The sequence below is a fragment of the Salinivibrio kushneri genome (assembly GCF_027286325.1).
Taxonomy (GTDB): domain Bacteria; phylum Pseudomonadota; class Gammaproteobacteria; order Enterobacterales; family Vibrionaceae; genus Salinivibrio; species Salinivibrio kushneri_A.
The window spans coordinates 77,124-101,985 of sequence record NZ_CP114589.1; the positions used below are offsets into that span (position 1 = coordinate 77,124).

The window sequence follows — 24,862 nt, forward strand, 5'->3', positions numbered from 1 at the left end:
CGAGAGACTATCATCTGACTTACTTTAACAACGCCAATACCGCGTTAACACAGGCTTCAGACGAGACTGGGTTTTGCCCGGTGACCAAGTTGCCATCGGTGACCACATACGAGGTAAAGTCATCCGCTTTCTCGTAAAGACCGCCGTTTTCTTTGAGCATATCCTCAACCAAGAACGGCACCACCTCAGTCAAGCCAACGGCGGCTTCTTCACCATTGGTAAAACCGGTGACACGTTTACCTTGCACCAGTGGCTCGTCACGATCTGAACGTGTATGGCGGAACACTGCTGGGCCGTGGCACACCGCACCAACAGGTTTGCCCTGATAGTAGAAAGTCTCAATCAGCTGACGAGAGGTCGGATCTTCCGCTAAGTCCCACAATGGGCCATGGCCGCCGGGATAGAAAATCGCGTCGTACTCGTACGCATTCACATCGCTCAGCTTGACGGTGTTATTAATCATATCTTGCAGCTCAGCATCGCCATCAAAGCGGCGTGTGGATTCCGATTGCGCATCTTCCGCTTCGCTGTTTGGGTCAATCGGCGCCGCGCCACCTTTCGGGCTAGCAACCACAACGGTTGCCCCTGCATCTTTAAACGCGTAATAAGGGGTGGTGAATTCTTCAAGCCAAAAGCCTGTCTTGTGTCCCGTATCGCCCATGGCATCGTGAGATGTCAGCACCATCAAAATTTTGTGTTGTTGCATCATCGCTCCTTATTGTCACGCGTTTGGGTAATATTTACTTGGTTTTCATTGAGTAGACTAACAAGACATGACTACTAACGTAAAAGGAAGCCAATTCGATCACCATAATCTATTGACGGTTTCTTTACGTTGATTGTCTAACTCTGACCTAATGCTAGCGCAGTAATGACACCTAAGCTTGGTATCTCGCTATGATGGACACATTCATCGCTGGCAATCCAGCAACGTTTTAGCTTGAACACATTAAATGAGGTCCACATGAAGAAAACCTATTTACTTGCACCACTGGCTCTAGTTGTCGCACTGGTTGGCTGTGAACAGCAAGCCAACGAACCACAAGAGGCGCAATCGCAAGTCGAATCTAGCTTAGACGACGCCCAAAATGCAGTGAAAGAAGGCACAGAGCAAGCGATGGATAGTGCAGAAAACGCCATCGATAGCGCAGAAAACACCGTTTCTGAAATGGTTGATCATCATAATGCAAAAACATCACTAGATTGGAACGGTACGTATCAAGGTGTGGTGCCCTGCGCCGACTGTGAAGGTATTGATACCACACTAACTCTAAACCAAGACAACACGTATTCACTCACCAAAACCTATCTGGGTAAAGAGGGAGAAGCCCTTAAAGAATCAGGCACTTTCAAGTGGGATGAAACAGGCAGTGTCGTGATCCTTGAAGGCCTGACTGACAGCCCTAACCACTTCTTTGTGGCGGAAAACCAGGTGATCATGCAAGACATGAATGGCGAAACCATCGAAGGCGACCTTGCTGAGATGTATCACCTGAAAAAGCAGTAATCTATCAACCTAATCGTACTTAATAAGGGCCTGGCGCTTACGCCATAACCAGCACCAGGCTCTTTCCGCGTACTCTGTATCCCCTTCCCACACTTCCTCATTTGGCACCAACACTTGCCTGTCTGCACAAATTGGCAGTTTAGTGACAAATTTGTTGCTAATAAAACTTGACGGTTTTTCACTCTATGGTTTAACACTTAACTAGAGGCGAAACAAAATCTTATCCGGTGAGCAGGCGAATGGGCCCACTGAGCAGCAATCGCACCAGACAGTAGAGTCGCCTAGACAGGACCGCGCAACACTCGCGCTTCCTCCGTTTGTTCGATAACAAGACCGAAAAACGGCACCTTTCTGCACCGGTAATCATACTTGATCCAAGTTTGATTACCGGTCAGTAGTACGTTTATAAGCGCCACAGTCGTGGTATTGAACAGGAGTCACGCGTATGAGCGACGTTGTATTGAAGTTCTCTTACGAAGAATACAGCGCCCGTTTAGCCAAGGTTCGCTATGCCATGGAAGAACACGAAATCGATACCTTGTTAGTGCACGATCCGTCCAACATGGCGTGGCTAACCGGTTACGATGGCTGGTCTTTCTATGTGCCTCAGTGCGTAGTGATTGGCGCAACGGGTGACCCTTTGTGGTTCGGACGTGTCCAAGACGCGAACGGTGCGTTGCGTACTGTCTATATGAGTGCTGAGTGCATCACTTACTACCCTGACCATTATGTGATGAACCCTCCGCTCCATCCCATGGAGTATTTGGCAAACTATGTGCTGGCTGAACGTTACTGGGATCGTGGCCGCATTGGCGTCGAGAAAGATAACTACTATTTCAGCGCCACAGCGTTTGAGTCGCTCAAAGAACATCTGCCTATGGCGACCTTGGTTGACACCACTGGATTGGTCAATTGGTGTCGCGCGGTCAAATCCGATCAAGAACTGACTTATATGCACACCGCGGCACGCATTGTCGAAAACATGCACCGTGTGGCGTTTGAGATGATTGAGCCTGGGTTACCCAAACATTTACTGGTGGCCGAAATCAATAAACACGCGGTGGTTGGCCACGATGGTCACTTTGGTGATTACGCGGCGATTGTTCCCATGTTGCCCTCAGGCGGTGATGCTGCTGCGCCTCACCTCACTTGGGATGATCGTCCCTTTAAACGTGGCGAAGGCACCTTTTTTGAAATCGCTGGGGTGCATCGTCGCTATCACTGTCCGCTCTCTCGCACCATTTTCTTAGGAGAGCCGGGCTATGAATTCTTGCGCGCTGACGAAGCCTTGCAAGTCGGACTAGAAGCCGGTCTCGCGGTCGCCAAACCCGGCAACACGTGCGGAGACATTGCCAACGCCCTCAACGATGCCTTGTTGCGCTATGGGTTTGATCGGGAAGGCGCGCGCTGTGGTTATCCGATTGGGTTAAGCTACCCACCCGATTGGGGCGAGCGCACCATGAGCTTACGACCAAGCGATCAAACGATGTTGCGTGAGGGTATGACCTTTCACTTTATGCCTGGGCTATGGATGAAAGACTGGGGCATGGAAACCACAGAAAGCATTGTCATCACCCGTGATGGCGCGCAAACCTTGTGTGATCTGCCACGCCAGCTATTTGTTAAACACTAATTGTATTTACGTTCAAGCCAAGCAAGGGCACAAACGTTGTGCCCTTTTCTATTCAGCTAAGTGGGAATTGTTAGCTACACTCATAAGGTAATGATTTAAAAATCAAACTTGATCCCGTTTTGCCGGATAGAACGCCACAACAGATGACAAGGAGAGGTTATGGAACCCACCGCGATTGAAGCCACCGTCGATTTTCATGCCGATGGCGTACAGCATGGCTTTCTTAAACTGCCTCACTCTCACGACCAATCTGCATGGGGCTGTGTCACCATCCCGATCACCGTCATTAAAAATGGCGAAGGCAAAACTGCACTGCTCACAGGCGGCAACCACGGGGATGAGTATGAAGGTATCACCGCGCTACTCAACACCTGCCATCAACTGATGCCCAGTGACATCAAAGGCCGAGTGATTATATTGCCGATGATGAACGCGCCCGCCGTAACCGCAGGCACGCGCACCTCGCCTTGGGATCAAGGCAACATGAACCGCGCTTTTCCGGGATCGCCTACTGGCAGTGTCACCGAGCAAATTGCCGATTACTTCACTCGATATTTGATCCCGCAATGTGATACTGCGCTCGATATTCATTCTGGGGGTAAAACCTTGGATCTGATTCCCTATGCTGCATCTCACCGTTTAGAAAATCTGCAACAAGCAGAAGCCTGTGCGGAAGGCGCGCGCTTATTCGGTGCTCCCTATCAAGTGCAAACCACCGAAATGGATGCCACCAGCATGTACGACACGGCGGTAGAGCAACAAGGTAAGATTTTTGTCACCACAGAGCTTGGCGGCGGCGGCACCAGCACACCAGACTCTATCGCCATTACCCAGCGCGGAATTCATAACTTTTTAGTGTTTTCGGGCATTCTACAAAACGATTATCGCCACCCACCGGCTGCGCCCGTCAAGCTCGAGCTACCCGATAAACACTGCTATGTGCAAAGTGAACATGCGGGCATCATTGAGTTCTGTGTACACTTGGGCGATACCATCAAAAAAGGCGATTTGATTGGTAAAGTGCATAATATCGAGCGCACTGGCACCGAACCCGTTCCCTACTATGCCGAACGCGATGGCATTTTATTGGCCAAACGTCACTTGGGACGGATCTATATCGGCGATACCTTTGCGGTGATTGCCGAACCTGTTTAGCGGAGGGGCCATGAAGCTGGATAAATTCGATATCAAAATCTTGCAGATCTTGCAGCAAGATGGCCGAATCACCAAATCCAACCTTGCACAGGCCATCAACCTGTCTGTGAGCCCTTGTTGGGAGCGAGTAAAACGGCTCGAGCAAGCAGGTGTCATCGAAGGCTATGGCGCCCGTATCAACCCAGATGCGGTGGTCAAACTTAACACTGTGCTGGTCGAGATCACCCTTGGCCAGCATGATGTTAACAGCTTTCAACGTTTCGAACGTGCCATGCAGCACTGCGACGATGTCAAGGAGTGCTGGGCTACAGGCGGCGGGATTGATTATATCGTTCGCCTTGGTGTCACTGATATCGACTATTATCAACGTCTGATTGATAGCTGGTTGACCGATGACCTTGGCATCAAACAGTACTACACCTATATCGTCACCAAACAGGTGAAGCGGCCGGCCCTCACCTTACCGCTTGAAACACCAGATGTTGCTGCTAATGGTTAAAACAAAGTTATCCTTGCTGTTGAGTGCTCAATGACGCTCACGCATGAGTCGTTAACCTCTTAGCAAAACCTGCTCACCTGTTACACTATGATGCCAGGTGCCCGTTTCTCTCATGACCAGAAAATTTTCTTCTGTTATTGCATGGTTTCAGAAAAAATTTCGTTAATCCCTCATCTGAACAAAAAACCTCTTTTTTGCTGATTGCATACATTAACAGTATGCAAACGCTGATAGGCAGCGTGGCGGTTTTGAATCAGGAGGGAGTATGACCGTATTCCAATCACGCGATCTTCACTACTCGGGAAGCGCAGCCAATGCATTGCGCCACGATGTCGCCGGCAAAGCCAGTTCCGACGTGCTTGCCTACCTCGACGATCAGCGTCTTTTTCGCCAGCTCGCCTATTGCAACGGCAAATGGGTTAATGGCGATTCAGATACACCGGTGCTCAACCCAGCAACGGGCGAAGTGCTCGGCTACACCGCATCACTCAATGCTGCGCAAATCAATCAAACCATTGATGACGCCGACACCGCTTTCCATCTGTGGCGTGCCGAGTCCGCCGAAACGCGCGCCAAGCTGTTGATGAAATGGCATGACCTCATCATGGAAAACCAACACGATCTCGCGCATTTGATGGTGCTCGAGCAAGGCAAAACGCTGCGCGACGCCGAGGGGGAGGTAGAGTATGGTGCCTCGTTCATTCACTGGTTTGCCGAAGAGGCTAAACGTGCCTATGGCGAAACCATGCCCAGTCATATTCCCAACGCCCACCTAGCGACATTGCGTGAGCCCATAGGGGTGGCGGCGTTAATCACGCCATGGAATTTCCCTAACGCGATGATCACCCGTAAGGCAGCAGCAGCACTCGCGATTGGCTGTAGTGTGATCGTCAAGCCCGCAGAAGAAACGCCCTTTTCTGCGCTGGCGTTGGCGGAGCTCGCCGAACGTGCTGGGATCCCTGCCGGTGTCTTTAACGTGATTATGGGCGACGCGCCCATGGTCTCTACTCAGCTTTGTCAAAGTGACAAAGTCAAAGCGCTGAGCTTTACCGGCTCAACACGTGTGGGCCGCTTATTGCTCGAGCAAAGCGCGCAAACCGTGAAAAAGTGTGCCATGGAGCTTGGCGGCAATGCGCCCTTCATTGTGCTGCCTGATATGGATATTCAACAAGCGGCGCGCGCCGCCATTGATGCCAAGTTTCAAACATCGGGACAAGATTGTTTGGCCGCCAACAAAATTTTAGTGCCGCGCGACAAGCATCAAGCGTTTGTCGATGCCTTCGCGGCGTTAATGGATGAACTTGAAGTGGGTAATGGTTTGCTGCCCAGCACCGATATCGGCCCATTGATTTCATCTCGTGCCGTGGATAAAGCACAAGCGATTGTCGATGATGCCATCGCCAAAGGGGCAACCGTAGTAGGCGGTAAGCTCAACCCCAACCTAGGCGAAAACTTCTTTGCCCCTACGCTTATCACCAAGGTGACACCCGATATGTTGGTGTACCAAGAAGAAAACTTTTGCCCCGTAGCGGGCGTGATTGCCTACGATACCTTGGACGAGGCGATTGCGATGGGCAACGATACCGAGTACGGACTATCAGCCTATGTCTACGGCAATGATATTCGTGATATTTGGCGCTGCCTGCGCGGCCTTGAGGTCGGCATGGTCAGTGTCAACTCAGTGAAGATTTCCGGCCACCCTATTCCCTTTGGTGGCGTCAAACAGTCGGGCTTGGGCCGTGAAGGAAGCCGCTATGGCATCGACGAATTTAGTGAAATCAAATACTACTGTTTAGGTGGCTTGCCCACGGTGAGCGGCAGCTAATTCAGGTTTGCTGACGGATAAGGAGACTGATCATGCGTCCAGAAACAAAAGCCTTGTTGGAAAAAGACAGAAACACCGTATTCCACGCCTCAACGCACTTAAAGCAGTATGCGCATGGAGAGATGCCAGGGCGAGTGATTGAAACAGGTAAAGGCATTCGTATTACCGACTCAGAGGGGATTGAGCTAATTGATGGCTTCGCTGGCCTCTATTGCGTCAACATCGGCTATGGCCGTGAAGAAATGGCCGACGCCATTTATGAGCAAGCGAAAAAGCTCGCGTATTACCACACCTATGTTGGCCACACCAACGAAGCGCTGGTGACGCTGTCGGAGCGCCTGATCAACATGGCACCCGGCATGAGTAAAGTCTATTACGGTATGTCAGGCAGTGACGCCAATGAGTCACAGCTCAAAATTGTATGGTATTACAACAATGCGCGGGGCAAACCTGAGAAGAAGAAAATCATCTCACGAGATCGAGGGTATCACGGCTCCAGTGTGGCATCAGGGTCACTCACGGGCTTACCCTTGTTCCATGCACACTTTGATCTGCCCATTGAGCGCATCAAACATACCATGGCTCCCTACTATTATCGCCGTGAAGACAGCGGCATGACCGAGCCTGAATTCGCACAACACTGTGCGGATGAACTGGAGAAAATGATCCTCGCAGAGGGGCCAGATACGGTTGCAGCGATGATTGCCGAACCGGTACTCGGCACCGGTGGCATTGTGCCGCCCCCCGAGGGTTACTGGGCGGCGATTCGCAAAGTGTTGGATAAGTATGATGTCTTGTTGATCGCCGATGAAGTGGTGTGCGGCTTTGGCCGTATTGGGAGTGATTTTGGCTCTATCTACTACGACATGAAGCCTGATCTGATTACCGTTGCCAAAGGGTTAACCTCGGCCTATCAACCACTCTCTGGGGTGATGATCGGTCACCGGGTATGGGATGTTTTGGAAGACGGTACCGATGCGTGGGGCGCGATTGGTCATGGTTACACCTACTCTGGCCACCCACTGGGTGCAGCGGCAGCGCTGTGTAACCTCGATATCATCGAGCGCGAAAACCTCACCCAAAACGCCGCGACCACGGGTGAATATCTACAAATGAAAATGAAAGCCGCTTTTGCTAACCACCCGTTGATTGGTGACAGCCGTGGGGTGGGTTTGCTCCATGCTCTCGAGTTTTCGCCTGATCGCGCCAACCGCAGCCACTTTGACCCCAGTCTAAAAGTGGGCCCACAAGTGGCCGCTGCCTGTATGGAGCAAGGCTTGATCGCTCGTGCGATGCCACATGGCGATATTCTAGGTTTCGCCCCACCCTTGGTGGTCACCCCCAATGAAGTGGATGAAATTGTCGCCAAGGCACAAGTCGCCGTCGATAAGGTGATGGATAAACTCGTCACCAGCGGACAGTGGCAGCCCAAATAACGCGATGATCCCTATCCAATAAGCAAAAAAAAGCGCCGATAACTCGGCGCTTTTCTCATTAACAGACTCAGGTCTTACTAGCTGGCAATCGCCGGCTGTAACGCCAAGTTCGCTTCTTTCTCTTGCTGCATTCGCATCACCGCAATCGGGCCGGTGATAAAGGTAAAGGCAATCAAGAAAGACACAGGCACTGCAGTGATCACGATAAACGACTGCAAAGCGTTCAAGCCACCATCGCCGGCAAGCAGAAGCACACCGGCCACAACGCCCATCACAATCGCCCAGAACAGACGATGACGGCGAGTTGGCTGGTTGTCACCTGATACGGCCATCGCGATAGAATACGCCATTGAGTCACCCGTGGTCGCCACGAAGGTGGTGGTCAGCAGCATAAAGGCTGGGATCAGAACCACGCTGTAAGGCAGCTGTGACAAGGACGCAATCAAGATCGCAGGCAAACCCGCATCCGCCATTGGGCCAGAGATGCTGCCAGGCGATTGCAACTCATAAAAGATACCCGTACCGCCTAGTACCGAGAACCAGAAGTTAGTCGCAATCGGCGCACAAATCGCAACGGCGAAGATCAGCTCACGAATCGAGCGGCCTTTCGAGATGCGTGCAATAAAGATCGCCATCATCGGCGCGAAACCAATAAACCAACCCCAGAAGAACCAGGTCCACCATGCATTCCAGCTACCGTTATCGGTATTCAGTGCTAGCGTATGCATATTGCTGAGGTAGTAGCTAAAGCCTGAGCCAAACTGCTCAAAGATAAAGCCTGTTGGACCCAGCACAATCACCACGCCCAACAACACGGCTGCACCAATCACATTCATGCGGCTCAGCCATTGCAGACCTTTATCCATCCCGGTAAACGCGGAGATAGAGTAAATCGCCACGACTGCAGCCAAAATCAGCATCTGCATTGGCATGGTGTTTTCGATACCCACAAAGCTTTCCAAGCTATAGCCAAGCTGGGTGGCCAAAAAGCCAATCGGGCCGATGGTACCCGCTGCGACTGCAATGATAGAGCAGGCATCAATCACAGAGCCTAACCAGTGGTTTTCTAGCTTGTCGCCGAGCAACGGATACAGCAACGCACGAGGGCGCAGGCGTACACCCGCCTGGTGGTGAGCATACATAAGCACGATGGTCGCCAAAGTACCTAACACTGCCCAGGCTAGAAAGCCCCAGTGGAAAAAGCTTTGGCTTAACGCGGGAGCAACGGTATCCATCACACCCGCTTCCATGTCACCCAACGCCGGCGGCGGGGTCATGAAGTGATAAATAGGTTCCGCGGCTGACCAGAAAACACCACCACCCGCAAGCAGGGTGCACATGATCATCGCAACCCAACGGAAACGACTCATCGAGACAGTATCCGTGGCGCCAAGTTTTAATTTACCAAATTTACTGCCGCCAATAGCAAGCGCCAGTACAAAATTGATCACCATCAACCACTGCCACCAGTAACCAAAAAGGTTGGCAGACTCAGAAAATAGAGACTGGATAACAGAAGAGAAGTGTTTCAGGTCAAACAAGGCAAAGGCAAGGAAGACAGCAACAAAGCCGATAGTAAATACGGCAACGAGACGGTCATTATTTTGTGTAGATTTAAGCATTAGTTCGCTCACAATGTGTGTGAGGGAGGGGACTCTATCAGCGTGGCGAATGAATGACCAGAACAAATTGTTACAGTCAAAGAAGGGAAAAACGTGACAAGTATCACCTATTCAGCCATGGCGGGGGCTAAATAGGAATATGACACTTTTATTAACTGGATATAATTTACCCAACACTGTCTCGTTACGCTGGCTCTTTGGGAGGCTCTGCCTTTTTAGCCTTACCCGTTTCGAGCACTTTTTTATGCAACACCACGGTGGCGCGATACAGTTTAGGGTGGACCTGTGACTCGCCTTTTTTTGCACGATTACACGCCGAAATCACTGCCGCCGTTATGCAAGCGGCCACTTTCAGCTGTCCAAGCTGATAGGCATAGTTAGCAACTTTAATCGCCATAAAAATCGATTGGTCGCTGTATTTGTAATTACGGGCGGCGAATTTCTCAAAGCGGAGAAAGTCTTTGTGATAACCCTTGAGAATACGATCAACGTGGCGATCGTAATATTTTTTATACTTGGCGTAGCTCCCTTTGGGATTGCTCGCCATGATGTCTCTCACCCAGACAAACGATTGCAGCTGTTCCTTTTCAAATAAGCCACTCAGCCAGGCAAACATATGACCTCCCTACTGCTAGCTTAGCGGTCTTATTCTACTCAATTTCCGTGACTAATCTATGAAAAGGCGAAAGTAACTCATTGACTGGCGGTTATTTAATCAGCATTGGCCGCTAACTATTATAATGCCTAATGGGCAACAGAGAGCGACCAAAGAAAGATCAGGCTTGCGTGTTGATGTTAATGGTATAGGTGGCATCCCCGACGGGGAGCATATGTAGAATCTGCTCTCCAAGCGCGGGATGGGTAAGCAGGTAATTTCCTTGCGGAAAGCGGGTGTCTTCCGGCCCTTTCAACACCAGGCTGAAATTTTCTACCGTGTGCCCGCCCACCTCATCACCGTGGCCAGGATGGGTGTCGACACGCGCCAGCGTCATTGCATATTCCGTATCCGTTCCATCAATGAGCGTGATCGTTTCATCAATCAATTCATTGACATGCTGGAAAGATAGTACATTCATCGTCCCTCCCGCGCCCCTCTTTGGGTCAGTGCGCTTGTTAAAGCTTTACCGATAAGATTAGACGAAAAATTCGACAATGCACAATGGCTTAGTGATTTTTTCAATCGCTTAGAACAACAAAAGGCAACCGATCGGTTGCCTTACCCACGCTTGATTACGCTGACCCAGCTGCTTTAACTTGACGGGTCTTATTGGACTTTGTTTTGTAGTAATACCACAAACGTCTGCTTTTGTTGTTCATCGAACACCTCTCTATCAGATTAATGAACGATATTGATGACAAGCGCCGAATGCGGCGCCAATTCATAGTCTTATATTATTTCGATCCGGAAAGCAAATTCGATCACCGTCAAGCAGCCAATTGGCGGTTCGTGATTCCAAAAGATAATGAGCAAGCGTCGAGCCCATGGCAAAAGGGAGTGGGTACACATTCAGCGATCAGCCGGTTCAGGGTGTTACATGCGCATTCAAATACGTCAGCGCTAGACCCACAAAAGAGAAAGCCGCTCGGCTGAGCGGCTTCTAGATCCATTTCCTGTTGGTTGTTGGTCAATGAACATGTTTCTTACATTGCCCCGCGTGCTCACTACGTTGAGCGTCCTTACCGCATGGTCTTGTGTTAATTGCCTGGCTGGCGGCTAACAAGGTGTCGTCATGGGCGCCTGACATTAACGGGGTCTTAACGCATTATGTGGCGCGTCACTGCGCGCTAATCATCTACCAAATTGTGTGTCAGCTCGGCTGACACTTTCAGTAAAGCACACTTTTGACACTGTGCCATGGCGTGCCGTTCAAATTGTGAACAGAGTAATAAATCTGACATAAACTGGGATTTCGCACAGCATACCGGCCTGATTTATGCCACGGAACTACAGCAAGACAAAAAATTCTTGCACCACTAGACGACCGGTCTAATTTTAATTATGCTACCCCACATGAAATCGAGCAGCACCCAAGAAACCAGCACTCACAACGCGACCCACCAACACTTGTTGGAAACGGGCGTGAGCGTGATGGCGCAATTTGGCTTTAGCGGCGTCGGCCTTAGCGCAATACTAAAACAAGCCGGCGTGCCCAAGGGGTCTTTTTACCACTACTTTGCGTCGAAAGAACAATTCGGCCAAGCGGTGTTAGACCACTATTTTGCTGGCTACATCGCCGATGTAAATCGCCTGCTGACTGATAAGGCACTCTCGCCAATTGTGCGAGTGCACAACTACTTTAGCCGTTGGCAAGCACAGTATTGCAGCTTAGATCCGGTGCAGACTTGCTTAGTGGTAAAGCTGAGTGCAGAAGTGGCTGATTTATCCGAGCCTATGCGGCTGGCACTGCGCGATGGTACCGATCAGCTGATTGGCTGCTTGGCGAATACCCTCGCCCAAGACAGTGATAAGTTTGATAACCAAGCTGCACTGACCACCGCGACAACCTTATATCAATTATGGTTAGGCGCAAGCTTACTGACCAAACTGCATCGTAACGACAGTCATCTCGCGCAAGCGATGACCATCACCGAAGAAAAGCTTGGACTGATCGATTAATCCTGTTGTGCTCTACCCAGCACGGCAGTAAGCAATAAATAACCGTTGATGCATAGCGGCGACATAGATTATCGCCCCACCACTAACTCGAAACCCGCCAAGGCGGGTTTTTAACCGGCACCAACTAGACGACCGGTCTAATTTAAATAAACGCTTGATACCATCAAGCACAATAAAAGGAAGGATGAGCAATGAACAACTTTGAGTTCTACAATCCCACACGTATCGTTTTTGGCGAAGGTAAGATTGCCGAGCTGGATCGGCTCATCCCGGCCGATGCAAAAGTGTTGATTCTTTTCGGCGGCCAAAGTGCACGTAAAACCGGCACCTTGGATGAAGTCGAACAAGCGCTGGGGCAACGTCAATTTGGCCTGTTTGGCGGCATTGAACCCAACCCGCGCTATGAGACCTTGATGAAGGCAGTCGAAAAAGTCGGCGCTGAAGGTTATGACTACCTCCTCGCCGTGGGCGGCGGCTCAGTGATCGATGGCACCAAATTCGTTGCCGCGGCCGCGAAATATGACGGCGACGCATGGGACATCCTCACCAGCATGGGCGGAAAAGTGGAAGCAGCGCTGCCATTTGGTACCGTGCTCACCTTGCCGGCAACCGGCTCTGAGATGAACAAAGGCTCGGTGGTTACCCGTGAGTCGATGCAAGCCAAACTGCCGTTTATGAGCGAGCTGGTGTTCCCGCAGTTCTCAGTGTTGGATCCGGTGAAAACCTACACCCTACCGATCCGACAAGTGGGGAACGGTGCGGTCGATGCGTTTGTTCACGTGGTTGAGCAATACCTCACCTATCCGGCCAATGCGCCGGTACAAGACCGCTTCGCCGAAGGCCTGCTACAAACCTTGGTTGAGCTGGGCCCACAAGCGCTGGAAACACCAGAAGATTACAATGTGCGTGCAAGTCTGATGTGGACAGCCACCTTGGCACTGAACGGGCTGATTGGCGTGGGTGTCCCGCAAGATTGGTCAACCCACATGCTTGGTCACGAGCTTACAGCCCAACATGGCTTAGACCACGCCCAAACCCTTGCCGTGGTACTGCCTGCAATGCTCAATGAGAAGTTTGAGCAAAAACAGGCTAAGCTCGCACAATTTGCTGAACGTGTTTGGCATATTGACCAAGGCAGCGACGCCGAAAAAGCGCAACAAGCGATTGAGAAAACGCGCGACTTTTTCGAGCGCATGAACGTGAAAACGCGCATGAGCGATTACGATCTGGATGAAACCGCGATTGAGCCCTTGATTGAAAGCCTGACTCAACACGGCATGACCCAACTCGGTGAACATGGCGATGTGACGCCGGACGTTTGCCGCCGCGTGCTTCAAGCCGCACTGTAATCGCCGTTTTATTTCTTAATGAGGCGCGCTAAACCAGCCGCCTCTTTTCCCATCTTCAAGGGAGGAATCCATGTCAGCATTAACAAATCAACGTTTTGTTCTCGCATCACGCCCAGTTGGCGCACCCACTGCCGAGAACTTTCGCTTAGAAGAAGTCGCCATTCCCGCACTAGGCAACAATGACGTCCTGATTGAAAACCATCACCTATCGATTGACCCTTACATGCGCGGTCGAATGAGTGATGCCAAATCGTACGCAGAACCAGTAGCCATTGATGGCCTGATGGTCGGTGCCACCGTGGGTAAAGTTTTGGAATCTAACCACGCCGATTACCAGGCGGGTGATTGGGTATTGGCTTACAAAGGCTGGGAAACCCATTCCGTGGTCAATGGCGATACCCTGCTGAAACTCAACCCAGATTTAGCCCCAGTATCATACGCGCTTGGGATCTTGGGGATGCCCGGCTTCACCGCCTACATGGGCTTATTAGATATCGGCCAACCCAAAGAAGGCGATACCCTTGTCGTCGCCGCAGCCACTGGCCCAGTCGGGGCGACTGTCGCACAGATTGGTAAGCTAAAAGGCTGCCGCGTCGTAGCGATTGCCGGTGGTGAAGACAAATGCCAATACGCCCGTGAACACCTCAATGTTGACGCCTGTATCGACCACAAAGCCGACAACTTTGCCGAACAGCTTGCCGAAGCCTGCCCACAAGGCATTGATGTCTACTTTGAAAACGTCGGCGGCAAAGTATTCGATGCGGTGATGCCACTGCTTAACACCGGCGCCCGTATTCCCGTGTGTGGCTTGGTGTCACAGTACAACAACACCGCCCTGCCAGAAGGCCCAGATCGTCTTTCGCAACTGATGGGGACTATTTTGGTCAAGCGCCTAACCGTAAAAGGTTTCATCATTTTTGATGACTACGCGCACCGTTACCCTGAGTTCGCTCACGACATGGCCAAATGGGTTGGTGAAGGCCAAATCCATTACCGTGAACACGCGGTGGATGGCTTTGAGCAAGCGCCACAAGCACTGATTGATGTACTCGAAGGCCGCAACTTCGGCAAGATGGTGGTCAATATTAAATAAAGTATCCGCGCTTTATTTCGTAATACCGAAAAACCTGCCTCCCCCTTAGCGATGGATAGCTAAGGGGGTTTTTTATGAGTGACGTTCGTCTATTCTGCTTGCAACTGCAACGCCGTGGGCAATGCGGTCATTGCGCCTTTTGCTGTGGTGGCCAGCGCGCCACAGCGGTTGCCTTGACGCACCGCCTCCGTCACCGCCTCGGGCGTTTGCCAGTCGGGCAATTTGGCAAGGGCCGCCAGCAAGCCGCCCATAAACGCATCCCCTGCACCCGTGGTGTCCACGACCTTGGTGGGTGTTGTCGCCACCTGCCAAACCGTCTGATGGAACGCGACTCGCGCGCCTTCACTGCCTTGTGTCACCACCCACAACGACACATTGGGTGCGTGATCGGCTAACGCTGCTAACCTTGCTTTCACTGAATGCGCCTCGGTAATGAGGGGCGCCGTCAGTAAAGCAAGTTCATCGTCAGACACTTTAACCACATCCGCCAGCGGCAAGGCTTGCCACACGGTGTCTAGCATTTTCGCCTCGCTTTGCCACAGATCCTCACGCAAATTGGGATCAAAACTGACAAAGCCACCATTATCACGACAAGCCTGCATCGCGCCGAGGGTCGCAGAACGCGACGGCTCATTCGCCAGGGCTATCGAGCAAGCATGCAACCACTGCCCTTTTTCGAACAGTGGGAAGTCGTAAGGCTGCACAAACTGATCAGCACTGGGTTTCACCATAAAGGTGAAGCTGCGCTCGCCGTGCTCATCAAGATCCACCAATACCGTTGAGGTACGTTGCGTTTCATCGCGATGCATAAATCGCGTATCCACGCTTTCACCCGCCAAGGTATTTTGCATAAAACGCCCTAGCGGATCGCCGCCCACTCGGCCAATAAAGCCGGTTTCACCACCCAGTCGAGCAATCGCCACCGCAACATTGGCGGGTGCACCACCCGGACATTTTAGGTAATGGCTTTCACCATCAGGGATCAAATCCACCACCGCATCACCGGTGACCCATACCTTACTCATCACGCTTGCTCCTCGTTTCACGCTCAATTATGCCGCTGCAGCTTGTGCATATTTTTTACGTGCACCCAGCATATAGGTCACGGAAAATGCCACGACAAAGGCAATCGCCATACCAATGATATACGGCACCACACCGTCAGGGCGGATAGAAATGATCCCTGGTAGCCCAGCAGCACCCAACGCTTGCGCTTTCACTTTAAAGAAGGTGATGAACGCGCCTGCACAGGCTGCGCCTACCAATGCACCGATAAACGGATAACGGTATTTAAGGTTAATACCAAACATCGCCGGTTCAGTGATCCCAAGCAGTGCTGTGACCCCAGCTGGCATCGCAATCCCTTTCGCTCTCACATCCGCCGTTTTTAAGCCAAACGCTAAACAAGCTGCGCCCTGCGCCACATTCGACATCGCGGCAATTGGGAAGATAAAGGTGCCGCCAGTGACCGCAATGTCTGCCAACAGTTGGGTTTCAATCGCGATAAAGCTGTGGTGCATCCCGGTGATCACAAACGGGGCATACACAAATCCGAACAACGCACCGCCAATCATCCCAGCCGATTCATACACCCAGTTAAGACCATCGCCGAGTAAGAAGCCGAGATCACGGGTAAATGGCCCCACCAGGGTAAAGGTGATCAGGCCGGTGATGAAAATTGCCAACAACGGGGTCAGCAAGTTATCTAACACCGAAGGAATAATACGACGTAAGCCTTGCTCGACTTGCGCCAAAATATAGGTGGCAACCAGCACAGGCAGTACCGATCCTTGATAGCCGACTTTTTCGATCTCAAAACCAAAGATCTTCCACACCGGAATATCGCCGGACACCGCTGCGCCCCCAAAGCCCCAGCCATTGAGCAGGTCAGGGTGCACCATTAACATCCCGAGTGCCGCGCCCAAAAAGGGGTTAGCGCCAAACTTTTTACTGGCAGAAAATGCTAGCAGTACCGGTAAGAACACAAATGGCGCATTGGCGAAGGTGTTGATCATATTGGCCAGATCGCCCATTTGAGGGTAGGCCTCAATCAAGGACTTGCCATCAACAATCAAGCCTGGTGCAGTGAGGATATTGAAGATCCCCATCAACAGACCACCGGCGACAATGGCTGGAATAATGGGAACAAAAATATCTGACAGCCCTTTCACCGCGCGTTGTAGCCAATTTTGCTTTTCGGCACCAGCCGCCGCCACGTCCTTCGAGGACATATCGGATTGGCCAGTCAGCTTACTGAACTCGGCATAAACACTATTAACAATGCCCGAGCCAAAAATGATCTGTAACTGACCGCTAACTTGAAATTGGCCCTTCACCCCCTCAATCGATTCAATCGCGCTTAAATCCGCGAGACTGTCATCATGGAGTGCGAGTCTTAGCCGCGTGGCACAGTGTGCCGCCGCCGCGATGTTTTCTTTTCCACCCAGTTTATCGAGTAGTTGTTGTGCTATTTTTTGGTAGTTCATGGCTACTTCCCCTGCACGCTCTCACCGTCTTTGCCACCGTCACTTTTATTTTCGTGTGGCGTCACACGCTCCACATTTTCGGGAACGATCCCGAAAATGATGTGCTGAATCCTTTAAAGCATCAAGTATGGCTGATAATTGCTGTGAGATCGATCAGCAAACCGGAGCCTAAAACTCACCCTAAACGTGACACAAATCACTAAATAAGGGGTGTTAAGGACACTATGTTTGCAAAGGATCCGCAAATGGAACGATCATAGTGATTCCAGCAAAGGAGAATCCATGGCTAGCTTGAATGATGTCGCCCGTTTAGCGGGGGTTTCCAAATCCACTGTGTCGCGCGTAATTAACCAAGAGTATGGCGTAAAACCCGCGACGATTGAGAAGGTTAATCGTGCCATTGAGCAATGTGGCTATGTGGTCAATCAAATTGCTAAGGATTTAAAATCCAACAAAACCAACCTCATCGGGGTGATTGTACCGCGAGTATCGTCGAATGCGATGTCAGCCAGCGTTGATGGACTTAGCCATGTGTTTGATCAAAAAGGGAAACAAGTGCTGCTGGCTAACACCCGACAAAACGACAATCGTATTTGTCATTACCTTGATTTGTTCAATCAAAAGCGCGTAGAAGGGATACTGCTGTTTGCCTCCACGCTCAACCCCGACTTGGTGCGCGCCATTAAGCGCTCGAGTGCGCCGGTGGTGGTGATTGGCCAAGACGGCTCACCCTATAACATCCCCAGCGTGATCCATGATGATTACCGAGTCGGTTTTTGTGCCGGCGAGCAGCTTATTAAAGCAGGATGCCGACAGGTGGGCTTTCTGGGGGTACAAGCGGAAGATATTGCGGTTGATCAGCAGCGTTATCAAGGTCTTGAGAGTGCCTTGACCACACTTAGTCAAACAGCTCCCTTGTTCCATTATCAAGGCCAGTTCTCGATTCAATCAGGCCATGTCGCTATGACCGCCATGCTAGCGCAATACCCTGATCTTGATGGCGTATTTTGTGCCACCGACCGCATCGCCATTGGCGCTATCCAAGCCTTGCAAGCACAAGGGATCACCCCTGGACGCACCGTGAAACTGATTGGTGTGGGCGATGATGAGCTTGCCCAAGTGGTATCGCCAGGCTTATCCACGTTTAACTATGCCTTTGATGCTGCAGGAGAAAGTGGTGCCAAAATGCTACTCGAGTTACTGGAAACCGGGCAAAGCCATGTGTCTAAGTTGGTGATGGGCTTTAACTATATTAGTCGCGCCACCTGCCCTTAACACAGCGATCGTTAACCCAATACAGAGAAATTTTACTTGCGCCACCGCCGTCTTATTCGCTATTTTTGGAACGTTCCCGAAAATAAAATTGGTACGGATAGATGGAAATAACCTCAACAGGCCTGGTTGACGCATGTGGTGGCGCCGACAATGTACGTCGCGTATTACGTCATCAAGACAAGGTGATCATTGAGCTCAACGCGCTTGAGCGTGTCAATCAAGACGCCTTACCCATCCATGCGATTGACGTATCGCTGCGCCAAATCACGCTTGATCAGCCAATCGGTGAAGGAATGCTCGCTGCACTGGGACGCCTTATCGACCAAAACCTGCGTGAACAAGCCGCGCACCGCTATTCACCAACCAAAAGCATTGACTTCCATCGTCCTGCTTGGCACATCAGTCCTCCTCAAGGACTGCTCAATGACCCCAATGGATTTATTTACTTTCAAGGCCACTATCACCTTTTTTATCAGTGGTACCCGTTTGCCTGTGAGCACAAAGATAAATTCTGGGTACATCTCATCAGCCCTGATGGGGTGCAATGGCACACCGCACCGCTCGGCCTCACCCCCAGTGATTGGTATGACAGCCATGGGGTATTTTCAGGCCACGCCATGGTGATGGATGACGCCCTCTGGCTTTATTACACTGGCAACACCCGCATTGGCCCCGCGCGTTTGCGCCAAACCACCCAGTGTGTGGCACGCTCAACCGATGGTATTCACTTTGAAAAACTCGGCCCAGTGATTGATGCCCCACCGGCTGGCGTGACCGAGCATATTCGCGATCCCAAAGTCATTCACGACGGCAAAAAATATCGGATGCTGCTGGGTGCGCAACGTGAAGACAAAATAGGTCGCCTGGCGCAATATTCCTCCATTGACGGCCTTACGTGGCACTATAACGGACTAAGCGGTGATAGCTTAGGCGAGCATGGTTATATGTGGGAATGCCCGGATCTGTTCCAATTAAGCGAGCAATGGGTTTGTATTCTCTGCCCACAAGGCAGCTCATCACCAACGCCCGATCATCATGTTCCTCACCACAATGGTTACGCCAAAGCCACGCTAGAAGCGGACGGCATCACGCTTGATAACTGGCAAGTGCTGGATCATGGGTTTGATTTTTACGCCCCGCAGACGGCGCAAACTCCTGACAATAAACGTATGCTCATTGCTTGGATGGGCCTACCAGACGAAACAAACCAACCTAGCCTCGCCGCCGACTGGCTTCATCAATTGACGTGTCCTCGCGAGTTACATTGGGAAAATGGGCAACTGTATCAACGTCCTGCTACCGCGCTACAAAGCTTACGAGGCCCTCAGCAACTTTTGCTGATTAACACCGAATGCCACTCAACCACGGTGGATTTAGGCACCAAGCAATTTGAGCTCAACACCACACTGCCCATTCCAGCCAGCGGCCAATACACGTTATATTTTCACAGCCGCAGCGGCATGATCACGCCAGCCTCATCCGGCGAACCATCCGGTTGTGCGCTCACCCTTGACGGTGACAGCCGCACCCTAACACTGGATAGAAGCGCAAGCCTCGCCACCGAAGGCGATACTCGCCGCTGTATTCACTTGCCTGAGCAGTTGGAGGAGTTACCGCTACAAGTCCTCGCCGATACCAGCTCATTGGAGTTCTTTATCGCCGGCGGCCAGTGGACGATGACCAGCCGTTACTTTAGCGCCGTGGATGCAACTTTTTTAGCACTGACACGCGATCACCACGACACGCCTTTGCCAAAACAGATGGATTGGTATGCGTTGAAAAACGCCAGTGTTAGGTGATTCATCAGGAAAGTGGCGTTGACCATACTACGCCACGTCTGACTGGCACAGTTAACGCCCATCAACTAGCATTAACGGTTTGAATCTTCTGTGTTTAATCATCACCATTATATTATTGGCGATGATTAAACACGCTTCTTATTTCAACCAAGGTGACGATATGCTGCTTGCAACACTGGCGATTATTGCTGGATTTGCGCTTTTGGTGTGGAGTGCAGATAAGTTTGTAAACGGCGCGGCAGCAAGCGCGAATTATGCGGGTATGCCACCGCTACTCATTGGCATGCTAGTGGTAGGGTTTGGTACATCAGCACCGGAAATGGTGGTCTCAGCGATGGCTGCTGTAGACGGCAACCCTGCATTAGCATTGGGCAATGCGCTGGGCTCGAACATCGTCAATATCACTTTAATTCTCGGGGTGACCGCCCTTATTGCGCCTATTGCAGTGCATTCTGCCATTGTGCGCAAAGAGCTACCCATTCTGCTAGCCATCACTCTCATTATCGGGGCAATGCTATGGGACTTCACCATCAGCGCCTACGAAGCTTTACTGCTTATCACAGGCTTTTTACTGCTGATCGGCTGGTCAGTGTGGAGTGCAATGCGCGCCAAGAACGACGCTCTTGCCACTGAGATGGATGCCGAGCTCACTCAGCAAACTCTCTCGCTGAAAAAGGCAATAATGTGGCTGGTGATCGGGCTCGCACTATTAGTTGTTAGCTCACGGATTTTGGTGTGGGGTGCCGTTGAGATAGCCCTACAGTTGGGCGTCAGCGATCTTATTATTGGCTTAACCATAGTCGCATTAGGGACCTCCCTGCCCGAGTTGGCTGCCTCGATTATCGCCGCCCGCAAAGGAGAGCACGATATTGCCGTGGGCAACGTAGTCGGCTCCAATATTTTTAACTCCCTCGCCGTAATTGGTATTGCCGGCGCCATCGAGCCAATTCGCGACATCACCGAAGAAGTCTTCTGGCGAGATTGGATGGTGATGCTCGCCGCCACCGTGCTCTTGCTGCTCGTCGCAATACGCTTTGGCAAGACACGCGAAATCAACCGCGCCGAAGGGGGACTACTGTTTATATGCTACGTCAGCTACACCGGCTTGCTGATCTATGCGGTGCGGTAGGAGCCTTTAGGAATCAAGGTCTAAAACGTGCATCGTCTCATCAAATAGCGATAACTATCTCGAGCTAGCGATGAATTGATTTCACACATAGTTACACAACGGTGCGCATTTGCGCTTTACATCGATTGCGGGTCGATGAACACTGCTTGGCAGAGTATAATGACAACCGATATCACGTAGAGTTAGTCACACATTATGAGCAATACCACCGCGAAAAAGCCGAGTCCCCTGTTTGAAATCCTGTTCAACGTTTTCATCCCCTCGATCATCCTGATGAAGTTGAGCGGCGATGAATACCTAGGTACAGCCATGGCACTGGTCGTCGCTTTGGCCTTCCCTCTCGCTTACGGCGGGATGGATCTGGTCCGTAACCAGAAATTCAATTTTATCTCAGCACTGGGTTTTATCAGCGTATTACTGACAGGTGGGATTGGCCTACTCGAGCTCGATACTCGTTGGTTAGCCTTAAAAGAGGCACTGATCCCCGGTATTATTGGCTTGGCGGTGTTAGGGTCAACCTTTACCCGCTACCCACTGATGCAGAAGTTAATTCTGAATGACACCGTGCTCAACCTCGCGTTGATCAATCAGCGTTTAAAAGAGAGCGGGCAATCCGCCGCCTTTGAGCGTTGCTTGATGTGGTCAAACTATCTGTTCGCCAGCACCTTTGTGTTCTCATCGGCGATGAACTACTTCCTTGCCACGTGGATTGTCACCAGCCCCGCCGGCACGCCCGCGTTTAATGAAGAGCTAGGCAAGATGACGCTGTACAGCTACCCGATGATTGCTATCCCTAGCATGTTGATGATGTTTGGCATCCTTTACTACATCTGGCGTCAGATACGCGCGATGACATCGCTAGAAACAGAGCAAATCTTCCACTTAAAATAACAAGCGCCACGCTTAAAAACGGATCAAAAAAGGGAGGATAGCCTCCTCCCTTTATCATCACTTCCACCCTTGACGCCACTTCTCGTCACTTTTGAGCTCACGCCAGTCAATCGGATATTCTTTTTTCGACAGCACCGACTCGAGCACGCATAACACCACCACACCATCTTCATCATACTCAACGTCGGAGACCAAAAAGTGCTTCTCGCGATTAATGGGTTTGACCGCCGTCCACTTGCTATTGCGTAACTTGGCTGGATTGATATGGTTCACGACTACCCCTTAACAAAAAGCCGGATAAGGCTGACAAGGAATGCATTCGTTTCAACTTATCAGCCCTTTCAAGAATAGCAATACAAGGTAAACGAACGCTACCATTGACTAATTTGGGTTAGACGGTCAGCCCGTTCGAGTGAATCAGCACTCATTGCTTTGAGTTCAGATGCCCCTTCAGCGTTCTGCTCCGACAACGTCCTGATTCGATCCGCCAGTTGACTGATCTCTTCTGTTACATGCGCTTGCTGCTCCGATGCCGTGGCAATGCTTACGGTGCGCTCTTTAATGTTATCAAATGCTGTGACAATCTCTTCAAAGTGCTCACGCACCACACTCGCTCGCTCAACCGAAGCTTGAGACAACTGATAACTCGATTCAATCACGTCCACGCCCTGGCTAGCCGCCGAATGAAGCTGCTGAATCATGCCATCAATTTCCTCCGCTGATTCCTGAGTTTTGGCGGCCAATGAGCGCACCTCATCGGCAACCACTGCAAACCCACGTCCTTGCTCTCCCGCACGCGCCGCCTCGATAGCCGCATTCAGTGCCAGTAAGTTGGTTTGCTCGGAAATCTTTTTGATGACCTCAAGGACCGTTCCCACCTGCTGTGAATCTGAGGCCAGTTTATCAATTACAGAGGACGCTTCTTTCAGTGTGGTAGCAAGCTTGGCAATCGCGTCACTGTTCTCATCGACGGCTTGCTGCCCTTTTGCCACCACGTGCGATGCATCCTCGGCAGTATCTGCGGCAGTGGCAGTATTGCTCGACACCTCGGTGGCACTTGCGGACATTTGGTTTATCGATGAGGCGAGCGTGATATTCTCATTCGTCTGCGCCGACGTTCGGTCGCTCAAATCTTGGCTCAGTGCCTGTAAGTCGTTTGCACTGCTTTTAACGCCAATCGCTTCTCTCGCTACGTCTTCGAGAATTTTTTCAAGATGGGCGCCATAATCGTTGACAGCGCGCCGTAGCTCGCCCATCTCATCAGCACGAACAATCTCTAACTTACCGCCTTTCTCTCCTTTCGATAGACTGCTAACCTGCTGAGTCGTCTCTTTGATACTGCGAATGAGCCTCTGGCCGAGCCATACCACAACTAACGCGAAGACAATCACCAACGGTAACAGTGTTATATACAGGCCAGAACTTACTCGATTCAGCGCCGCCAAGGCCGTTGCCTCAGGCAACAACATACCCACTGTCCAACCCTGTTCCGACAGAGGAACCTGCACGAGGAGCGACCGGCTATCGCCTACTACACCTTCCGGCAGATAAACCGGCTCCTCAGCGTCCAAGGCCGAGACAAGCGGGGATAAACGAGGATACTGTCTACTTGCGTCGCTCAGGCTTTGCATACTAAGGCTTGAAGAACGCACATCGGGAAACGACAGAATGCGATCGGTTTGATCGAGCACAAAGGCATAGCCTCCGGTTGCCTCATTTTGGTCAGTTAATAAGTTTGACAGACCGGAGAGCATCAAATCGATTGTCGCAACGCCCCAAAACTGGCCATCTCGGCGAATTGCGACTGTGCAAGTGACCATGGGCGTGCCAGAAATCGCATCCTCATAAGCGGCAGACCACGCGCATTGCCCCGCCGGTAAGCCTCGCCCTGCTTGATACCAGCTTTCGTTGTGATAACCACTGCCAGCGGGATCATTGTAATCATCTAATAGATCGAGCGAGCCTTGTGCATTACGTGCCCAAAATAAGGAATCACGTGTTTTTCCCGGTGTTAACTTACCAGGCTCAGGCCAAACACCACCGCCCGCAATCGCGGCGTTACCGTAGTGATCGACCACAGGCTCAAGGCGTTCAATAAACTGGGCGCGATCTAACGGCAATGTTTCCGATAGCGCCGCGAGTGTATCGGTTAACACTGCCCCTTCATTCAATGCCGTGGCAATACGCCCTTCAATGTTTGTGACGGTTTGCCGAGCGCCAGCCTCTGCCTGTTCTTGCAAAACGGGCTTCGCTACCCACTCCATAACCAGGTAAATGGTAAGAAATGACCCCAGCAAAAGGGCAAGCGCCATGGCTTTAATCTTAAGGCTGATTGTCATGGCAAAATCCTCTGCACTGCTATTTGCTATAAGCGTAGCAGCGAGTCGTCTAATTACCATGAAGGTATATTTTCTCGCGCAAAACGTGCTGAGCGCGATGAAGGGGTTTAACCGCCGTCCACTTACTGTTGCGCAACTTGGTTGGACTGGTTGGGTTCACGCGAACCCCGTTAGACAAAGATAACGGTTAAAATGCCGATAAACAGC

At 51.2% G+C, this 24,862-nt stretch carries 21 protein-coding genes; 13 read left to right on the forward strand and 8 right to left on the reverse strand.

From position 1 onward, the window contains the following. Positions 1–19 precede the first annotated feature (19 nt). Complete coding sequence (locus N8M53_RS13260; RefSeq protein ID WP_269580341.1) at positions 20–709, reverse strand: type 1 glutamine amidotransferase domain-containing protein; 690 nt, start codon at positions 707–709, stop codon at positions 20–22. Positions 710–964: 255 nt separating this feature from the next. Between N8M53_RS13260 and N8M53_RS13265 the strand changes: the two genes are divergently transcribed. The 6 genes from N8M53_RS13265 to N8M53_RS13290 all read left to right on the forward strand — a co-directional run bounded on the left by N8M53_RS13265 (position 965) and on the right by N8M53_RS13290 (position 8,055). After that, complete coding sequence (locus tag N8M53_RS13265) at positions 965–1,507, forward strand: copper resistance protein NlpE (protein WP_269580342.1); 543 nt, start codon at positions 965–967, stop codon at positions 1,505–1,507. 445 nt (positions 1,508–1,952) lie between these two features. Continuing rightward, entirely contained in the window at positions 1,953–3,140 is a 1,188-nt protein-coding gene (gene doeA / locus N8M53_RS13270) for an ectoine hydrolase DoeA (RefSeq protein ID WP_269580343.1), read from the forward strand. A 159-nt stretch (positions 3,141–3,299) separates the two neighbouring features. Beyond that, on the forward strand, positions 3,300–4,295 hold the full coding sequence (gene doeB, locus N8M53_RS13275; protein WP_269580344.1) for a N(2)-acetyl-L-2,4-diaminobutanoate deacetylase DoeB: 996 nt from the start codon (positions 3,300–3,302) through the stop codon (positions 4,293–4,295). 10 nt (positions 4,296–4,305) lie between these two features. Beyond that, a complete protein-coding gene (locus N8M53_RS13280) occupies positions 4,306–4,794 on the forward strand; it encodes an Lrp/AsnC family transcriptional regulator (protein ID WP_269580345.1) in 489 nt (162 codons plus the stop codon). Between the two features lie 265 nt (positions 4,795–5,059). Then, positions 5,060–6,619, forward strand: a complete 1,560-nt coding sequence (locus N8M53_RS13285) for an NAD-dependent succinate-semialdehyde dehydrogenase (RefSeq protein ID WP_269580346.1) — start codon at positions 5,060–5,062, stop codon at positions 6,617–6,619. Positions 6,620–6,651: 32 nt separating this feature from the next. Then, on the forward strand, positions 6,652–8,055 hold the full coding sequence (locus N8M53_RS13290; RefSeq protein WP_269580347.1) for an aspartate aminotransferase family protein: 1,404 nt from the start codon (positions 6,652–6,654) through the stop codon (positions 8,053–8,055). A gap of 77 nt (positions 8,056–8,132) precedes the next feature. Here N8M53_RS13290 and N8M53_RS13295 read toward each other — a convergent pair whose 3' ends face one another. From N8M53_RS13295 to N8M53_RS13305, 3 genes are all read right to left on the reverse strand, one after another. Beyond that, on the reverse strand, positions 8,133–9,677 hold the full coding sequence (locus N8M53_RS13295) for a BCCT family transporter (RefSeq protein WP_269580348.1): 1,545 nt from the start codon (positions 9,675–9,677) through the stop codon (positions 8,133–8,135). Positions 9,678–9,861: 184 nt separating this feature from the next. After that, positions 9,862–10,293, reverse strand: a complete 432-nt coding sequence (locus N8M53_RS13300) for a hypothetical protein (RefSeq protein WP_269580349.1) — start codon at positions 10,291–10,293, stop codon at positions 9,862–9,864. 160 nt (positions 10,294–10,453) lie between these two features. Next, complete coding sequence (locus N8M53_RS13305) at positions 10,454–10,753, reverse strand: DUF6916 family protein (protein WP_077638308.1); 300 nt, start codon at positions 10,751–10,753, stop codon at positions 10,454–10,456. A gap of 935 nt (positions 10,754–11,688) precedes the next feature. Between N8M53_RS13305 and N8M53_RS13310 the strand changes: the two genes are divergently transcribed. The 3 genes from N8M53_RS13310 (at position 11,689) to N8M53_RS13320 (ending at position 14,736) form a co-directional block, all read left to right on the forward strand. Continuing rightward, positions 11,689–12,294 carry a TetR/AcrR family transcriptional regulator gene (locus tag N8M53_RS13310; protein WP_269580350.1) on the forward strand — a complete coding sequence of 202 codons (606 nt, stop codon included), beginning with the start codon at positions 11,689–11,691 and terminating at the stop codon, positions 12,292–12,294. A 191-nt stretch (positions 12,295–12,485) separates the two neighbouring features. Then, positions 12,486–13,643 carry an iron-containing alcohol dehydrogenase gene (locus N8M53_RS13315; protein WP_269580351.1) on the forward strand — a complete coding sequence of 386 codons (1,158 nt, stop codon included), beginning with the start codon at positions 12,486–12,488 and terminating at the stop codon, positions 13,641–13,643. Between the two features lie 70 nt (positions 13,644–13,713). Further along, positions 13,714–14,736 (forward strand): NADP-dependent oxidoreductase, encoded by a 1,023-nt coding sequence (locus tag N8M53_RS13320; RefSeq protein WP_269580352.1) that lies wholly within the window; start codon positions 13,714–13,716, stop codon positions 14,734–14,736. An 89-nt stretch (positions 14,737–14,825) separates the two neighbouring features. On the opposite strand, the gene N8M53_RS13325 is transcribed toward N8M53_RS13320, so the two are convergent. Further along, positions 14,826–15,761: an aminoimidazole riboside kinase gene (locus N8M53_RS13325; protein WP_269580353.1), complete on the reverse strand. Its 936-nt coding sequence runs from the start codon at positions 15,759–15,761 to the stop codon at positions 14,826–14,828. Positions 15,762–15,788: 27 nt separating this feature from the next. Continuing rightward, entirely contained in the window at positions 15,789–17,222 is a 1,434-nt protein-coding gene (locus tag N8M53_RS13330) for a sucrose-specific PTS transporter subunit IIBC (RefSeq protein WP_269580354.1), read from the reverse strand. A gap of 282 nt (positions 17,223–17,504) precedes the next feature. Between N8M53_RS13330 and N8M53_RS13335 the strand changes: the two genes are divergently transcribed. The 4 genes from N8M53_RS13335 (at position 17,505) to N8M53_RS13350 (ending at position 22,316) form a co-directional block, all read left to right on the forward strand. Further along, positions 17,505–18,497 carry a LacI family DNA-binding transcriptional regulator gene (locus tag N8M53_RS13335; RefSeq protein ID WP_269580355.1) on the forward strand — a complete coding sequence of 331 codons (993 nt, stop codon included), beginning with the start codon at positions 17,505–17,507 and terminating at the stop codon, positions 18,495–18,497. Positions 18,498–18,598: 101 nt separating this feature from the next. Continuing rightward, the gene (locus N8M53_RS13340; protein WP_269580356.1) at positions 18,599–20,296 is read left to right on the forward strand and encodes a glycoside hydrolase family 32 protein; all 1,698 of its coding nucleotides are present in this window, start codon (positions 18,599–18,601) and stop codon (positions 20,294–20,296) included. 160 nt (positions 20,297–20,456) lie between these two features. Continuing rightward, entirely contained in the window at positions 20,457–21,425 is a 969-nt protein-coding gene (locus N8M53_RS13345; RefSeq protein ID WP_269580357.1) for a calcium/sodium antiporter, read from the forward strand. 195 nt (positions 21,426–21,620) lie between these two features. Then, on the forward strand, positions 21,621–22,316 hold the full coding sequence (locus N8M53_RS13350) for a VC0807 family protein (RefSeq protein ID WP_269580358.1): 696 nt from the start codon (positions 21,621–21,623) through the stop codon (positions 22,314–22,316). Between the two features lie 57 nt (positions 22,317–22,373). Here the strand turns inward: N8M53_RS13350 and N8M53_RS13355 are convergent, their stop codons facing one another. Continuing rightward, complete coding sequence (locus N8M53_RS13355; RefSeq protein ID WP_269580359.1) at positions 22,374–22,589, reverse strand: TIGR02450 family Trp-rich protein; 216 nt, start codon at positions 22,587–22,589, stop codon at positions 22,374–22,376. A 98-nt stretch (positions 22,590–22,687) separates the two neighbouring features. Continuing rightward, complete coding sequence (locus N8M53_RS13360; RefSeq protein ID WP_269580360.1) at positions 22,688–24,655, reverse strand: methyl-accepting chemotaxis protein; 1,968 nt, start codon at positions 24,653–24,655, stop codon at positions 22,688–22,690. Positions 24,656–24,862 lie beyond the last annotated feature (207 nt).

Coding starts and splice junctions, on each gene's coding strand:
- N8M53_RS13260 (WP_269580341.1), bottom strand. CDS start 709: ATGATGCAACAACACAAAATTTTGATGGTGCTGACATCTCACGATGCC.
- N8M53_RS13265 (WP_269580342.1), top strand. CDS start 965: ATGAAGAAAACCTATTTACTTGCACCACTGGCTCTAGTTGTCGCACTG.
- doeA (WP_269580343.1), top strand. CDS start 1,953: ATGAGCGACGTTGTATTGAAGTTCTCTTACGAAGAATACAGCGCCCGT.
- doeB (WP_269580344.1), top strand. CDS start 3,300: ATGGAACCCACCGCGATTGAAGCCACCGTCGATTTTCATGCCGATGGC.
- N8M53_RS13280 (WP_269580345.1), top strand. CDS start 4,306: ATGAAGCTGGATAAATTCGATATCAAAATCTTGCAGATCTTGCAGCAA.
- N8M53_RS13285 (WP_269580346.1), top strand. CDS start 5,060: ATGACCGTATTCCAATCACGCGATCTTCACTACTCGGGAAGCGCAGCC.
- N8M53_RS13290 (WP_269580347.1), top strand. CDS start 6,652: ATGCGTCCAGAAACAAAAGCCTTGTTGGAAAAAGACAGAAACACCGTA.
- N8M53_RS13295 (WP_269580348.1), bottom strand. CDS start 9,677: ATGCTTAAATCTACACAAAATAATGACCGTCTCGTTGCCGTATTTACT.
- N8M53_RS13300 (WP_269580349.1), bottom strand. CDS start 10,293: ATGTTTGCCTGGCTGAGTGGCTTATTTGAAAAGGAACAGCTGCAATCG.
- N8M53_RS13305 (WP_077638308.1), bottom strand. CDS start 10,753: ATGAATGTACTATCTTTCCAGCATGTCAATGAATTGATTGATGAAACG.
- N8M53_RS13310 (WP_269580350.1), top strand. CDS start 11,689: ATGAAATCGAGCAGCACCCAAGAAACCAGCACTCACAACGCGACCCAC.
- N8M53_RS13315 (WP_269580351.1), top strand. CDS start 12,486: ATGAACAACTTTGAGTTCTACAATCCCACACGTATCGTTTTTGGCGAA.
- N8M53_RS13320 (WP_269580352.1), top strand. CDS start 13,714: ATGTCAGCATTAACAAATCAACGTTTTGTTCTCGCATCACGCCCAGTT.
- N8M53_RS13325 (WP_269580353.1), bottom strand. CDS start 15,761: ATGAGTAAGGTATGGGTCACCGGTGATGCGGTGGTGGATTTGATCCCT.
- N8M53_RS13330 (WP_269580354.1), bottom strand. CDS start 17,222: ATGAACTACCAAAAAATAGCACAACAACTACTCGATAAACTGGGTGGA.
- N8M53_RS13335 (WP_269580355.1), top strand. CDS start 17,505: ATGGCTAGCTTGAATGATGTCGCCCGTTTAGCGGGGGTTTCCAAATCC.
- N8M53_RS13340 (WP_269580356.1), top strand. CDS start 18,599: ATGGAAATAACCTCAACAGGCCTGGTTGACGCATGTGGTGGCGCCGAC.
- N8M53_RS13345 (WP_269580357.1), top strand. CDS start 20,457: ATGCTGCTTGCAACACTGGCGATTATTGCTGGATTTGCGCTTTTGGTG.
- N8M53_RS13350 (WP_269580358.1), top strand. CDS start 21,621: ATGAGCAATACCACCGCGAAAAAGCCGAGTCCCCTGTTTGAAATCCTG.
- N8M53_RS13360 (WP_269580360.1), bottom strand. CDS start 24,655: ATGACAATCAGCCTTAAGATTAAAGCCATGGCGCTTGCCCTTTTGCTG.